We start from the raw sequence: 13,466 nt of genomic DNA on the forward strand, positions 1-13,466 counted from the left end.
AGTCGCTCGGATGGGCCCATCATTTTTTGACAAGCATCTTTAACAGCGAAGCCGCCGAGCGGAACCGGGAGCTTCCGCCTATCGGCCGTATGGACCGGTAGGTCGTTAGCGACACTTTGGCATCTCTAAGCGCGTATGAGAAATCGTCGTCCAGCATGAGACGGTGCTCCCACACCCTCTTGGGCCAGGAGGGCAGAAAGCTCTTGAGCTCGTCATCCTCTACGGCCGGATGAATATACGTCTCGCTTATCCCTTCGGGAAGCTCGTATACTTTCTTCACCAGCATTTTCTTGAAGCTGTCATACGTCTCGCCCTCCTCTACATGGTAAGGATGGGTGAGCAAATAATCCGGCATCCCGACGCCCAGCGTATCCGCAAGAGCGACAATGCCGGCCAGCGTCTGCTCCGCGTTGGGAATGGAGGCCAGGAAGTCATCCTTGGCGTAAATCTTGCGAAAGATGCGGAAGGGCAGTTTTCTCTTGGCGCATTCCCAGAAGACGACCGGGAGATAGGTCTTCCCGGTGGCCAAGCCGTAAAGACTGCCCATGTGGTTGTCCACATGCGATATGTTCAGGCCGGCCTTGGCCACGGCCTGGAATTGGGCGTTGATCTCTGCTCTAACCGCTTTCGGTTCGGCGTTCCTTTCGAATTCCTCGATCGTCCTGTACATATAACCACTCTCGTCATGAAGAGAAGGCAGCCCCGTCAAGCTGCGCCAGCGATGCCCGTCGTATTCGCTGGTCAACGTCAAATGCAGACCGACATTGACCTCCTGCCTGCTGCGGCACCATGCCGCCGCCTCTGCAAATTCCGGTGCCGGGGGCATAATCGTCGCCGAGGAGACCCTGCCTTCTTCAAGAAGCTGGAAAATGGCCTGATTCGCTGCCTTGCACTGGCCGAAATCATCGCAATTGATGATTAAAGATCGCTTCATGCTTTCCCTCCTATTCCGTGTGACGGGTTGGATTGTCGCTGGCTTTAAGCAATAAAGATACCAAGTACGAGATAGTAAGCAGAAGGAAGGGAATCACGCTGATCAAGGTCCGGAACGCCTGATCCGCATTCGGACCGGGGTCGTTCCCGCTGACATAGCCGAACAGCAAGCCGACGCACCAGAAGGCGAGGGCCGACAGCAAGCCGCTGGAACGGGTGATAAATCCCCCCACCGCATTATAAATGCCCTCTCTTCGGCGTCCGGTTTTCTCATAATCGCGGTCCACAATTTGTCCATTCAGGACAGCAGGAGTAACCAGAAAACCGGACATTCCCAGCCCAACGACAATTCCCGCCGCAATGCCTCCCCCGAGCCCCTTCGCAAACCATAACGGAATAACGGATAGCGCATAGACAAGCAAGGCGAAGCGCCAGCCTCTGAGCCCGCCGAGCTTGCGGACGACCCAATACCAAAAAGCAACCAGAGGGATAACCGACAGAAAAACGGCCGCGAGCAGCACAGAAACCTGAGATTCGGGAATATGAAGCGAATATTTGGCATAGAAGGGGATCGCCGAGCTGAGGAGACCATTGACGGTTTGGGCGAAAGAGTTGGCGATATTAAATATCCAAAACGTCTTGTTCTTGAAGGTTTCGCGGAAAGCGGCCAGCATCTTGAGCGGGGGTTCCTTCCGCGCTTCTTCATCTTCCTGCACAGTCATCATGCAGAGGAGCATCAATACAGCGAAAACAGAGGCATAGATCCAGGCCATACCGGAAAAACCGATCCAGGCAAATATGACCGGAGTAAGCGCTGTGCCTATCAGGATCGCCACAATCTGATAGCCTTGCTGGATCGCCGAAGCTTTGGCCCGCAGCCGGTCTCCGCGAAACAGCTCCGGAAACAGGGCGCCGTAATTTACCCACAGGATGGCGGCAACGCTTTCATAAACAATAAGAGCAATGAGAAACCATGTAAAAAGCTGCCGGTCCCCCATCCCCTGCGGAGCGGAAAAAATGAAGACAAAAGAAGCCATAAATAAAGGGATGGCCGCCATAATCCAGGGCTTGCGGCGCCCCCAACGGGTTCTGGTGCCGTCGGACAAATACCCGAGAATCGGATCATTCACCGCATCCCACACCATATAGATAGTGCGGGCCAAAGTAGCCAAACCTACTCCCAGTCCCAGCTTGTCAATATAATAATAGCTGTAGAAGGAGCTGAACGCCTGAACGGGAATCATCATGGCCAGCATTCCAAGCGCATAGGTGTAAGGGGAGTTGATCCCAAGCTTCTTCATGGTTCTTTCCTCCAAGTCCTTATCGGGTAGCCTTGCAGGTACTTCGGGAGGCGATCAATCACAGGAACTATTTTCCAATTATTATACGATTCTCCGATGCTTCCGGTCAACCATTCCCTTACTCGCAAGGATAAACGGCTATCGCCGTCCTTAGGACGGGCGCGTTTACCGATGAACTAGAAGAACAGGTATAGATGAAAACTTATACTTCTTATATTTTCAAAAAAATCCGGACAGAAATGAATTTTCCGTCCGGATTATGCTGTGCGTGCGCCTTATCTAGTCGCGGGTCGCTATGTAGTCGGGCCTCGGCTTCTGGCCGGAATACGGCGCAACCAGCTTGTTTTCCACGCTGTTATACACCATGAATACGTTGCTTCTGGGATAGGGAGTAATGTTGCTGTTGGATCCGTGCATAATGTTGCAGTCAAACAGCAGTATGGAGCCGGCTTTGCCGGTCGGCATCTCAATGCCGCCTTGTTCGACAAGCCACTTTAGGCTGTCGTTGTCCGGCACCCCGTAAATTTGCTTGCGCAGGGAAGATTTATAATTTTCGTCCGGGGTTCGGCCTACGCACGAGATGTAATGCTTATGGGAGCCCGGAACGACCATAAGCGCACCGTTATACGCATAATTGTCTTCCAAAGCGACGGAGCAGCTAAGCGCTCTCATTCGAGGCATTCCGTCCTCCACGTGCCAGGTTTCAAAATCGGAGTGCCAGTAAAATTCTTTGCCTGTAAAGCCCGGCTTGAAATTGATCCGCGATTGGTGGATATAAGCTTCGCTGCCGAGAATTTGCTGCACCGCTCCTACAATTCTGGAATTTCGCGACAGCTCCCGGAAGATCTCATTGTCACGATGTACAGCGAAGACGGAGCGAACTTCATCCCCTCCCGGCTCGCGAATGACTTCCGGTACACGCCGGTCGGCGCTTTCTTGCCAGACTTTATTCAGCTCCTCCTTCAGCCCGGCTGTCTCTTCCTCCGAGAAGAACGAATCCAGGAACAAATAACCGTTCCGCTCGAAGAAATCAAGCTGTTCCTTGCTCAAAGGCCCGGTAAACCCGGCATCCGGATAGACGACCGGATCCTTGCGGCTCGTAATGGTTGGTTTATCGTGAATCCTCGATGGATAAAGGTCGATCTGGTTATCGTTACGATTTAAGGCCGTATTCGTGTTACTCATCACAATCTCCTCCTTCGAAATAATCGCGATAGACGACTTCCTGGCTAGCGGCGCAGGCAGGGCTAACAGTATGGTCCCCGCCTGCTTCCTCTGCCCTTTCTTTTCTCCTGAACAGCGATTCCCCACAAATTATTTTTTAATCGGCAAGCACCGGGTATGTTCCTTCTTCATCATGCACTTCACGCCCCGTACAAGGCGGGTTGAATACACAGACCATCCGCATATCTTTGGTCGCCCGCAAATAATGCTTCTCATGGCCATCCAGCGCATATACGGTTCCCGCTTTCAGCGGGTACACCCTCCCGGTTTCCTTCACCTCTATTTCGCCTTCCCCTTCAATGCAGTAGACGGCTTCCACGTGATTTTTATACCAAATGAACGTTTCGGTTCCCGCCTTAATAATCGTGTCATGCAGCGAAAATCCCATTCCGTCCTTCTGCAGCAGCAGCCTGCGGCTGTTCCAAGTAGGAGTATCTACGTCGTTATCCGTTCCGATGATCTCATCCAATTGGCGTACAATCATTATCTCCGCTCTCCTCTCTTTATTCCGATATCAAGAAATATAGCTGCATAATCCGATTGAAGTTCACCCGCTGTTCTGTTGTCCGAAGTCCATTCCCGGAATTCCGGAATTACTTCACATGACGTCGTGAAACGGCATCCACACTGTCCCGGAAAATATCCAGCCCCCGCTCCAGAGCTTCATGGCCAACCGTTAGCGGAGGCATGACCTTCGCCACTTCGCTGTCCGGACCGGACGTTTCCATTATGAGGCCTCTTTGGAAAGCTTCGGCGCAAACTTCCTCGGCCATTCCAGGCTGTGGAAAGGCAATTCCTTGAAACAGCCCGCGGCCCCGTCTTGCCGCCTGCAGCGATGGATTCGAGCGGACGATTTCCTCCAGACGCTGACGGACCCGCTCGCTCTTAGCCGACACTTCCTTCTCCAAGGAACCGCTCTCCCAATAATCGAGTGCTTCCGCTGCCGCAATGAATGCCAGATTGTTGCCCCGGAAGGTACCGTTATGCTCCCCCGGCTCCCAGATATCGAGGTCGGAGCGGAACAGGGTGAGGGCTAACGGCAGGCCGAAGCCTCCGATGGCCTTGGACAGGCAGATGATATCCGGCGTAATTCCGGCTTCGTCGAAGCTGAAGAACGTCCCGATCCTTCCGCAGCCGGCCTGAATATCGTCGACAATAAGCAGAATTTCATACCTGCGGCAAATGTCCTCAATTCGGCGCAGCCATTCGAAGCTGGCCACATTAATGCCGCCTTCCCCCTGAACGGTCTCCAGAATAATCGCGGCCGGCAAGGAGACTCCGCTGCCGTTATCCTCCAGATACCGCTCGATATACTCCGTCGTATCGACCTCTTCTCCGTAGTATCCGTCGAACGGCATCGATACCGTATAATGAAGCGGGACACCGGCCCCCTGCCGTTTAAACTTGTTGCCGGTGACGGCCAGGGCACCGAGGGTCATTCCGTGGAACGCGTTGGTGAAGCTTATGACCGTCTGACGTCCCGTTATTTTACGGGCCAGCTTCAATGCGCTTTCGACCGAATTCGCTCCGGTCGGCCCGGGGAACATCACTTTGTAGTCCATCCCGCGCGGAGACAGAATCATTTGCTCGAATTTCTGCAGCAACCCTTCTTTGGCTTCCGTCGCCATGTCGAGGCTATGAGTCACTCCGTCATTCATTAAGTATTCGATCAGCTTCTGTTTGATCCGGGGATTGTTATGCCCGTAATTCAATGTCCCCGCTCCAGCGAAAAAGTCGATGTACTCTCGTCCTTCCCGGTCCCACAGCTTCTCGTTGCGCGCCTTGGCAAATACTGTGGGAAAGCTTCGACAGTAGCTCCTTACTTCGGATTCCAGCTTTTCAAACACATGCAATTCCGGCTTCTTTTCATCCGCAACATGGACCATAACGGCGGCATTCCTCCTTATGATTTTAAAATAGTCGTTGCAATGGGGCCGATCCGGTACAGCTTCTCCTCTTCATGCTCCTCCCCCGGGAACATCTGGGCCGGAAACCCTCCGGCTTCCACCATTTTCGTTTCCAAACTGTCCGTTAACCGGGCGAACAGCGCTCTGGAGGGACCATTGGAAGGGGAAATGGTCGTTTCCAGATACCGGATGTCCCGGCAGCTTTCTCTCTTCAGAAGTTCCTCCAGCAGTCTCCGGCCGACCCCCTGGCCCCTTTCGGACTCGGCCACTCCGATCTGCCATACAAAAAGTGTGTCCCGGCTCCCGGGTACGGGGCAGGAAGTAACAAATCCCGTCAGCTCACCTTCCTTCTCGGCAATGACGCAGGTTTCCGCAAAATAGCGGCACAACATGATGTAGCAATAGATGGAATTGACATCTAACACCCGGCTTTGGCGAACCAATTCCCATATTCTTGCCCCGTCCTCCGCCTGCGGTTTCCTGAAGCGGACCTCGCTCACGCGGACGTCCCCCCGCTGTATCCGTTGCGAAACCGGCTAAGGAAAGCTTGCAGCCGATCGCTTTGCGGGTTTTCGAACAGCTGGCGGGGCGGCCCCTGCTCAACGATGGAGCCTCCATCGGTAAACACTACGCGGTCGGCAATGTCTCTGGCGAAGTCCATCTCGTGAGTGATCAGCAGCATGGCCATCTCTCCCTCCAGGGCGATATCCTTGATCACCTTCAATACCTCGCCTACCAGCTCCGGATCAAGCGCGGATGTCGGTTCGTCGAACAGCATCACCTTGGGCTGCATGACGAGGGCTCGGGCAATCGCTACCCGCTGCTTCTGCCCTCCGGACAGTTGGGCGGGATATTGATCCGCTTTATCGGCCAGGCCGACCTTATCCAGCATTTCCATCGCCTTCTGTCTGGCTTCCTTCTTCGGAACCTTAAGCACGTGGATCGGGGCCTCCGTCACGTTGCGCAAAATCGTCATATGCGGAAACAGGTTGAAGTGCTGAAATACCATTCCGATCTTGCTTCGCACCCGGTGCAGATGCTTCTCATCCGCCCTTACGAGGCGCCCTTTGACCTCCTTATGCCATAATGGCTCCCCTTCCACCTCGATCACCCCGGAGGTAGGCTCCTCAAGTGTCATCAAGATTCGGGCAAGCGTCGTTTTGCCCGAGCCGCTCGGCCCGATTACCGCGACCTTCTCGCCGGGGGTAATATCCAGATCAATCTCGTTCAGCACTTGATGATCCCCGAACGATATGCTGACCTTGCGATAGCGCACGATGGGAGAAGACGTCTCCGGTCCAGCCGGACTTTTCCCTTGCAGGGCCGAGAGACCGTCCCTTTCGATTACTTGAATCCCGGAATCGGATTCCATTTTTATCACCGCCTTTTTCAATATGAATACTTGGTTAATGAATAGTACAACCCCTTATTTCCTTACAGATCTTCTCTTCTATCTGCGATTCAGCTTGAGCTCGAATGTGCGAACTACAAGCGATGAAGCATAGCTCAGAACGAGGAATAACAAACCGGCCAGCGTGAAAACCTCCACATAACGGAACGACTGCGAGCCAAGCGATTTGGCGGTCGTCATCAGCTCGACAACGGTTATCGCGGACAACAGCGGGGTTTCCTTGAACATGACGATCAGATAGTTGCCCATTACCGGAATGATCGGCGGGATGGCTTGTGGGAGAATGACCCGCAGCCATATCTGACCCTTGGTAAAATTGAGAGCGGTCGAGGCTTCCCATTGCCCCCGGTCTACCGCTTCAATGCCGGACCGGTACACCTCGGACATATATGTGCTGTAATGCAGTCCCAGTCCAATGACTCCACAGAGGAAAGGGGACAAGGCGATTCCAAATTGCGGCAATGCGTAGAACAAGAAAAACAACTGTACCAATAAAGGCGTATTCCGGATAAATTCCACAAAACCGATGACCGGATAGGATATGAGCTTATACCGGGAACGTCGCATGACGGCGAGCAGCAATCCGAACAACGAGGCAATGGCGAAACCGGCCAGCGTAGCCGCGATGGTGATCGGAAGGGCATGCAGCATCTTCGGCAGGATATCCAGGGCATAATCCCAGTTCCACATGATTATGACCTCCCTGCAGCCGCTCTTTTTTCAAACCAGCGCACGATGAGTGTCAGGACATACGCGATTATGAAGTAAATAACGAGCAGCATGATAAATATTTCGGTGGTGTGGTAATTGGAATAGGATCGTAAGATCATTCCTTGATAAGTCAGGTCCATCACCGTGATAAAAGATACGAGCGAAGTCCCTTTTAACAGCTCGATTAACAGATTCCCGAACGCCGGAAGCATGCGGACAAATGCCTGAGGCAGGATCACGAGCCTCATCCGCTGTCCCGGGGTCATGTTAAGAGCAATCGTCGCTTCCGTCTGTCCCCGGGGGACGGCCAGAATAGAGCTCCTTACCACTTCAGAGCCATAAGCTCCGGAATTCAAGCCCAGTGCCAGCACGGATGCCATAAGGGCCGAAACCCTGACATCGATAAGCATCGGCAGAGCGAAATAAATCCAGAACAATTGAACCAGCAGAGAGGTTCCGCGAAAAATCTCCACATAAATTACTGTAACCCATCGAATGATACGAAATTTCGACAATCTCCCGAAGCCGGCAATAAACGACATAACAAAGGCAAAGATCGTAGAATAGATCGTGACCAGCAGTGTTATCTTGACACCGCGCATTAATGTCGGGAGAAAGTCCGCCCAAGAATCGATAAGGACCACTCCTTTAATGTTCCATAAACTTACGGTTTAGCCGCTTCCTCAGCAGTCATGTCTCCAGGAAGCTCATCTTCTGTGAAGCCGAAGGGCTCCAATATTTTCAGCAATTCCCCGGATTCCTTCAGCTTTTCGAGTTCAGCGTTGAAGGCTTCGCGAAATGCGGTATCTTCTTTACGGAATGCAGCCGCACCATACCCCCGGACACTTTTACCATCAATGACCGGTTGTTCGAAATCGGCGACTCTTTCTATGTTGGGATCTTTGGTCGAATCGAGCATTGCCTGAAGGGATGGCCCCGTCATCGTAACGGCTTGGACTCGATTGGACTGAAGCGCGGAAATAGCAGAGGGTTGATCAGGTACAGTTACGATCTGATTGTCAGCGACGCCTACTTTCTTCAAGTAGTCTATTTCGATTGCGCCGACCATGACCGCCACTTTTACCTCTGGATTTTCTTTAATATCTTCATAGCTATGGAGGTTATGAGGATTGCCCTTGGCAACGGCAATCGCCTCGCCAATACTGTACTCAGGATTGGCAAAAGCAACTTCCTTGCTCCGCTCCTCGTTAATGAACATGCCTGCGGTAATGATATCGAACCGCTTGGCCTGCAGACCGGGAATCAATGACCCGAATTCCGTCAGAACGCCATCCATCTCTTCAATTCCCAGATTGTTGAGAATGACTCGGGCGACCTCAACGGCTTCCCCCGTCAATTGCCCGTCAGGGGTTGCATAAGCATATGGATTCTCGTTAGCAAACCCGATACTGACATAACCTTGGCGCTGCGCCTTTTCCAACGTGTTTTCATTCTGAGCGGCATCCTTATTCCCGTTCCCGCACCCTGCCGTCAGTCCCAGACAAGCGGCCAGCAGCAGAGTGCCTAACTTTTTTCTCATATCTGTCTCCCTTCTATTATTTTTTGTACGTGTCTTATGGTAACATTCCCTCGCGGATATCTCATCCTTCATATCCCGGGATTATCTATCCAGAGACCGGCTCATGCGGGGTGATGGAAGATTACCTGACCTATCCCTTTTATTCAACCCATATCCTTCCAAATCCTCATAGATCCGGCAGGATGGCTTTTCCAATTCGGGCAATTCTCCTAGAAATCCAGCCTATTCATGTCAAGTTCTATGACAAACCATCGCTTTCCGCTCGCTCTGTGCCCGGCAATGTCCAGCGTAAGCAGCCCCGAAGGGAAAGAATTTTACTGCTAATTTCGTCCGAATCTCCTTCTTTCGCCCGGTTTCTGACCGTTATCCCGTTGCCTCAGAAAGAACAGATGTCCCCTATCGTTGATCAATCCGCCTACTTTTTCATACTTTCCCATCTTTAAGACTGGTTCTCCCTCTTTAAAGCTTCCAGATGAAATAAAACCCTGACCCATCAGTAAGGCCAACGTAAAACTGAGCGAAGGGGATAACAGCCAAAAGGACGCTAGAATGAAAACGTTTGGTTTCCAGCACAGCACGAATATGACTGAGCCGTTGGGATAACAGTCAAAGAATCTGAAGCGGAGAATGACCCGGTTAAAGAAATGCCGAGCAATGGAGCTGCGGGGAAGTGAACAGATAACGTTCCGTCATGAAATAACGATCAAGGATAAACGGCTATCTCCTTCTGACAACAGGCGCGTTTACCGATGAAATATAAGAACAGGCATAAGGAGATTCTTTCTTAATTTCAAAAAAAGAGACAGAGAATGTTTGACATCCTCTGTCTCGCGTGTTTTTCGGGAGCGCCTATCTATTGCGCTATTATTCTTTCTTGGCCAAATAGATGTAATCGGGTTCTCCCTTCTGTTGATCGACCGTCATTCGCTGAACGCTGGGGAAAAACTCTCTTAGCCGTGCTTCGAAGTCCGGTGCGGAGGAAGCGCTCCAGAAGGAAACGACTCCGCCGGGGTTCAGCCTGCTGCCAAGCAGCGTCAGCCCGCTATTATTATAGAGTGCCCCGTTCTCCTCATATACCATCCAATCCGGCCCGTTATCAATATCAAGACAGATTACATCAAATAATCTCGCGCAGCCGGCCAACCATTCGATCAAATCGGCGTGAATAGCCTCGGCTCTTGGATCGTACAGCGCATTATGGTTTAACTCTATGAGGTAAGAGCGATTCCATGCCAGGACAGCCTCTTCGATCTCCACGACGGTCGCTCGCTCGACCCGATCGTCCCGCAATGCTTCCGCAAGAGAAAAACCGACCCCGAGCCCGCCGATCAGCACCTGAGCCGGATTCTCACAGCAATCAAGGGCAGCTTGGACCAACAGCCGTTCCGATGCTCCGTTATAGGTCGCCATCAGGAAAGTTCCGTTGCTGATGATTTCGAAGTGCTGCCCTCGCTTTTGCAATTGAATGTCGCCTCGGGGCGAAGAATGGCGCTCCAATCTTTCCAGTATACCCGCCGATTGATTTCTGTTCATACCTTGCTCCTTTTACCAAAGGATTCCATCCTTTGTTTTCCTACCATTGTATATAGTTATTCACAAGGCTTCAAGTATCATCCGGCGGGCACCGGGTTCCACTTTTATTTTCGGTTCAACTGCTCCTTGGCTTTCTGAATCATTTCCTTAACCATAGCCCCGCCAATTTTTCCTCCAATTTTGCCCGCATCCTCGGTTTTCATTTGTCCGTTGCCGTCCCGGTTCATTTGAATCCCAAGGGAATCAGCCACCTCATATTTCACTTCATCGGGCCTTGCGGGATTGACCCGGTAGCCTTCCCTCCTCATTACCTCAGACTTTAACTGGTTCAATCCTTGTCCCGCTTCCGGAACCAGCAGCCGCCTTCTTCTCGCCATGAATCATTCCTCCTATTGCATATTAGAGTGGATAATCTTTAGCGTTAGCTTTCCCCCTTACAACAAAAAAACAACGCAGGTCCATAAACCCGCGTTGCTTTTTAATAACTATGTTTACTATAATGCCCACTGCATGTCACGCATCTATTTGTGCTCTGCCAACCAGCCAGCCAAGTTCGCAATCTCCGCGTCTTCCAGCTGACCTTTGAAAGCAGGCATCATCGGGCTTACGCCATTCATAATTTTCAGGCGAATTTTGTTGCGATCCAACTTGGCTCCAACGGTTTCCAGACTAGGTCCGGCTCCGCCTTCCAAGTTGCCCCCATGACAGCTCAAGCACGTTTTCTTATAAACTGCTTCAGCAGCCTCCGCATCTACCGGTGCGTTATTTTCCGGAGCTTCTGCTTCCGCTTTTTCTTTAGCGATCTCCGTTGCATTCTGGTTTACCGCATACACAAGACCGGATAAACCCAGTACGACCGCACAGGCGCATAATGCAGCCATGGCCCATTTGTACATGTCCTCGTCCCTCCTTACTGTAATCATACCACCTTTATCCAGGCTCTGTACAGTGCTCCGTTTGAGCCAGCCATAAAGCGCGATTGAGCAATCGCGTAAAACATATGGAAGGAATGAATAAATAACGGTCCTCCACATATGATTTGTTAAACACTATCATTATATCCGGAGGAAGCCCATGATTTCAATTGCTGGAGTACATGTTGATCCAAACCGTCTGCCGGCGCACTGGAGCCAGACGGCTCCCGCACACCATATTTTGTCCCAAATGGCTGCTCACCAAACGGTCTATTCGTATACCAGACCGGAAGAACTGGAGTTTGAAATCCGGCTGAGGATTTCCATTATGGACGAATCCATCGGCATGGAACAAAGCAATGTCAGCTTTGCCGACTTCGACAATTCCCGCTGCAATCCGGCTTATTGGATACTGACCCCGCAAGGAGGATTCCGGCTGCGCGGCAATGTCCGCCCCTCCGCAGCCATTCGGGATATTTATTGGAATGGTCATCTGTACTCATTCGAATGTGCAACAGCCATCATCATTCTATACTACAAAGCGGTACTGAACGTCATTCCGGACGAGTTGTTCGATCGGCTGTTTGCCAACCTCTACCTGTTTAGCTGGGAATACGACAGAGATTTGGCCGTCCGCACCGTGCGTACAAGCGAATTCCTCCCGGCAGACGTGCTTTATTTCGACAATCCCGATGTTGACCCCTTGAAGCCGGAGTGGCAGGGGGAGAATGCCGTCAATCTCGGCAACGGGCTGTATTTCGGCCATGGGATCGGGATAAGAGATGCGGCCGGTATCATTATGTCACTGAACCGGCATCGCCGGCGCGGGGCCACCCGCAGCGCTCATTTATTGAACCAGGCTACCAACCCCGGATACTTATACTTGTACCGGGTCTCGGCAGGTTATCGTCCCGCGGTCGCCCGAATCGGCAGAAATACATATCCCATTTGATTAGTCATTGCCGATTGCGCTCCTGTCTCCAGGTCATGCTTGCGCAGCGAGAGCCAATGCTCCACAGAGGCCCGCGTTATCTCCCAGACCAGGCGGCACAATGTAATCCTCCGCAGCGTTCAGAACGGCCTCATGCTGGACATAGCCGTTAAGCCATTCAAGAAGCCGGCTGCGGACAAGAGGAAATAACTGCTGCTGCTTCATGACGCCGCCTCCCATAATGATCTTCTGCGGGGCCAGTATGAGAATGTAATTAACGAGGGCCTGGGCCAGATAATCGGCCTCGATAGCCCAAGCCAGGTGATCGGTTCCCAGCTCCGATCCCTTCACACCCCAGCGCGCCTCTATCGCCGGTCCCGCGGCTAATCCTTCCAGGCAGTCCTTATGATAGGGACAATGTCCTTCATACTGGTCCTGCGGGTGTCTGCGTACGATAATATGCCCCATTTCCGGATGCGACAGGCCATGGATGAGCTGACCGTTGACCAAAGCACCTGCCCCGATTCCCGTTCCAACCGTTATGTACAGGCAATTATCCAGCCCCCGGGCCGCCCCGAATTTGGCCTCGCCTAGTACGGCTCCATTCACGTCCGTATCGAAGCCTATCGGAACATCGAAATGCTTGCGGAGCTCTCCCAGAAGATTAAAACCGCCCCAATGCGGCTTCGGGGTGCTTGTGACATAACCGTAAGTCGGGCTTCCCGGACGCGGGTCAATGGGACCGAAGGAACCGATTCCAAGTGCGGCTATAGTCTTGTTACGGAAATACTCCTCCACCTGAGCCAAGGTTTCATTCGGAGTAGTCGTCGGAAAACTGACCTTGTCCAAAATTTCCCCGGACTCGGTACCGATCCCGCAGACAAACTTCGTCCCCCCCGCTTCTATTGCTCCTAGAATCTTCATTCTCCAACTCTCTTCCTTTCCAGTTAAACAATCCGCCTTTAATATTATACAGAAAAAACGGCCCCTATGAAGAACGGAAAATGGGCCGTTTTTTGACTTTTCATTGCCAGTTCCCGGGAGCAACCTTTTATGTCTGG

Annotated in this window: 15 protein-coding genes; 1 reads left to right on the forward strand and 14 read right to left on the reverse strand. The window is 52.1% G+C overall.

Going from position 1 to position 13,466, the window contains the following annotated elements:
• Positions 1–19: 19 nt before the first annotated feature.
• From ACTHRH_RS02750 to ACTHRH_RS02810, 13 genes are all read right to left on the reverse strand, one after another.
• Positions 20–934, reverse strand: a complete 915-nt coding sequence (locus ACTHRH_RS02750) for a polysaccharide deacetylase family protein (RefSeq protein WP_144932617.1) — start codon at positions 932–934, stop codon at positions 20–22.
• Positions 935–944: 10 nt separating this feature from the next.
• On the reverse strand, positions 945–2,234 hold the full coding sequence (locus tag ACTHRH_RS02755) for an MFS transporter (protein ID WP_144932615.1): 1,290 nt from the start codon (positions 2,232–2,234) through the stop codon (positions 945–947).
• A 279-nt stretch (positions 2,235–2,513) separates the two neighbouring features.
• Positions 2,514–3,419, reverse strand: coding sequence for an ectoine hydroxylase (gene thpD, locus ACTHRH_RS02760; RefSeq protein ID WP_144932613.1), 906 nt, complete (start codon positions 3,417–3,419; stop codon positions 2,514–2,516).
• A gap of 136 nt (positions 3,420–3,555) precedes the next feature.
• A complete protein-coding gene (locus tag ACTHRH_RS02765; protein ID WP_150959927.1) occupies positions 3,556–3,942 on the reverse strand; it encodes an ectoine synthase in 387 nt (128 codons plus the stop codon).
• A 109-nt stretch (positions 3,943–4,051) separates the two neighbouring features.
• Positions 4,052–5,344 carry a diaminobutyrate--2-oxoglutarate transaminase gene (ectB, locus tag ACTHRH_RS02770; protein ID WP_440413994.1) on the reverse strand — a complete coding sequence of 431 codons (1,293 nt, stop codon included), beginning with the start codon at positions 5,342–5,344 and terminating at the stop codon, positions 4,052–4,054.
• 17 nt (positions 5,345–5,361) lie between these two features.
• The gene (ectA, locus tag ACTHRH_RS02775; RefSeq protein ID WP_225312681.1) at positions 5,362–5,865 is read right to left on the reverse strand and encodes a diaminobutyrate acetyltransferase; all 504 of its coding nucleotides are present in this window, start codon (positions 5,863–5,865) and stop codon (positions 5,362–5,364) included.
• Positions 5,862–6,737, reverse strand: a complete 876-nt coding sequence (ehuA, locus tag ACTHRH_RS02780; protein ID WP_144932605.1) for an ectoine/hydroxyectoine ABC transporter ATP-binding protein EhuA — start codon at positions 6,735–6,737, stop codon at positions 5,862–5,864. The genes ectA and ehuA overlap by 4 nt, the downstream gene beginning before the upstream one ends.
• A gap of 78 nt (positions 6,738–6,815) precedes the next feature.
• Positions 6,816–7,466 carry an ectoine/hydroxyectoine ABC transporter permease subunit EhuD gene (gene ehuD / locus ACTHRH_RS02785; RefSeq protein WP_150959923.1) on the reverse strand — a complete coding sequence of 217 codons (651 nt, stop codon included), beginning with the start codon at positions 7,464–7,466 and terminating at the stop codon, positions 6,816–6,818.
• A 2-nt stretch (positions 7,467–7,468) separates the two neighbouring features.
• Complete coding sequence (gene ehuC, locus ACTHRH_RS02790; protein ID WP_225312696.1) at positions 7,469–8,122, reverse strand: ectoine/hydroxyectoine ABC transporter permease subunit EhuC; 654 nt, start codon at positions 8,120–8,122, stop codon at positions 7,469–7,471.
• Between the two features lie 29 nt (positions 8,123–8,151).
• On the reverse strand, positions 8,152–9,027 hold the full coding sequence (gene ehuB / locus ACTHRH_RS02795; RefSeq protein ID WP_150959922.1) for an ectoine/hydroxyectoine ABC transporter substrate-binding protein EhuB: 876 nt from the start codon (positions 9,025–9,027) through the stop codon (positions 8,152–8,154).
• An 864-nt stretch (positions 9,028–9,891) separates the two neighbouring features.
• Positions 9,892–10,560 (reverse strand): spermine/spermidine synthase, encoded by a 669-nt coding sequence (locus tag ACTHRH_RS02800; RefSeq protein ID WP_150959921.1) that lies wholly within the window; start codon positions 10,558–10,560, stop codon positions 9,892–9,894.
• Between the two features lie 104 nt (positions 10,561–10,664).
• Positions 10,665–10,937 carry a small, acid-soluble spore protein, alpha/beta type gene (locus ACTHRH_RS02805; protein ID WP_150959920.1) on the reverse strand — a complete coding sequence of 91 codons (273 nt, stop codon included), beginning with the start codon at positions 10,935–10,937 and terminating at the stop codon, positions 10,665–10,667.
• Between the two features lie 144 nt (positions 10,938–11,081).
• Positions 11,082–11,456 (reverse strand): c-type cytochrome, encoded by a 375-nt coding sequence (locus ACTHRH_RS02810; protein ID WP_144932595.1) that lies wholly within the window; start codon positions 11,454–11,456, stop codon positions 11,082–11,084.
• A 178-nt stretch (positions 11,457–11,634) separates the two neighbouring features.
• On the opposite strand from ACTHRH_RS02810, the gene ACTHRH_RS02815 reads away from it, so the two are divergent.
• On the forward strand, positions 11,635–12,426 hold the full coding sequence (locus ACTHRH_RS02815) for a protein-glutamine gamma-glutamyltransferase (protein WP_144932593.1): 792 nt from the start codon (positions 11,635–11,637) through the stop codon (positions 12,424–12,426).
• A gap of 33 nt (positions 12,427–12,459) precedes the next feature.
• On the opposite strand, the gene ACTHRH_RS02820 is transcribed toward ACTHRH_RS02815, so the two are convergent.
• Complete coding sequence (locus ACTHRH_RS02820; protein ID WP_144932591.1) at positions 12,460–13,329, reverse strand: ROK family protein; 870 nt, start codon at positions 13,327–13,329, stop codon at positions 12,460–12,462.
• Positions 13,330–13,466 lie beyond the last annotated feature (137 nt).

It is taken from the genome of Paenibacillus sp. SAFN-117, from assembly GCF_051966115.1.
GTDB classification, from domain to species: Bacteria; Bacillota; Bacilli; order Paenibacillales; family NBRC-103111; genus Paenibacillus_L; species Paenibacillus_L residui.

Bases quoted from the DNA above. Each gene is read 5' to 3' on its own strand.
- ACTHRH_RS02750 (WP_144932617.1), bottom strand. From the start codon at position 934: ATGAAGCGATCTTTAATCATCAATTGCGATGATTTCGGCCAGTGCAAG.
- ACTHRH_RS02755 (WP_144932615.1), bottom strand. From the start codon at position 2,234: ATGAAGAAGCTTGGGATCAACTCCCCTTACACCTATGCGCTTGGAATG.
- thpD (WP_144932613.1), bottom strand. From the start codon at position 3,419: ATGAGTAACACGAATACGGCCTTAAATCGTAACGATAACCAGATCGAC.
- ACTHRH_RS02765 (WP_150959927.1), bottom strand. From the start codon at position 3,942: ATGATTGTACGCCAATTGGATGAGATCATCGGAACGGATAACGACGTA.
- ectB (WP_440413994.1), bottom strand. From the start codon at position 5,344: ATGGTCCATGTTGCGGATGAAAAGAAGCCGGAATTGCATGTGTTTGAA.
- ehuA (WP_144932605.1), bottom strand. From the start codon at position 6,737: ATGGAATCCGATTCCGGGATTCAAGTAATCGAAAGGGACGGTCTCTCG.
- ehuD (WP_150959923.1), bottom strand. From the start codon at position 7,466: ATGTGGAACTGGGATTATGCCCTGGATATCCTGCCGAAGATGCTGCAT.
- ehuB (WP_150959922.1), bottom strand. From the start codon at position 9,027: ATGAGAAAAAAGTTAGGCACTCTGCTGCTGGCCGCTTGTCTGGGACTG.
- ACTHRH_RS02800 (WP_150959921.1), bottom strand. From the start codon at position 10,560: ATGAACAGAAATCAATCGGCGGGTATACTGGAAAGATTGGAGCGCCAT.
- ACTHRH_RS02805 (WP_150959920.1), bottom strand. From the start codon at position 10,937: ATGGCGAGAAGAAGGCGGCTGCTGGTTCCGGAAGCGGGACAAGGATTG.
- ACTHRH_RS02810 (WP_144932595.1), bottom strand. From the start codon at position 11,456: ATGTACAAATGGGCCATGGCTGCATTATGCGCCTGTGCGGTCGTACTG.
- ACTHRH_RS02815 (WP_144932593.1), top strand. From the start codon at position 11,635: ATGATTTCAATTGCTGGAGTACATGTTGATCCAAACCGTCTGCCGGCG.
- ACTHRH_RS02820 (WP_144932591.1), bottom strand. From the start codon at position 13,329: ATGAAGATTCTAGGAGCAATAGAAGCGGGGGGGACGAAGTTTGTCTGC.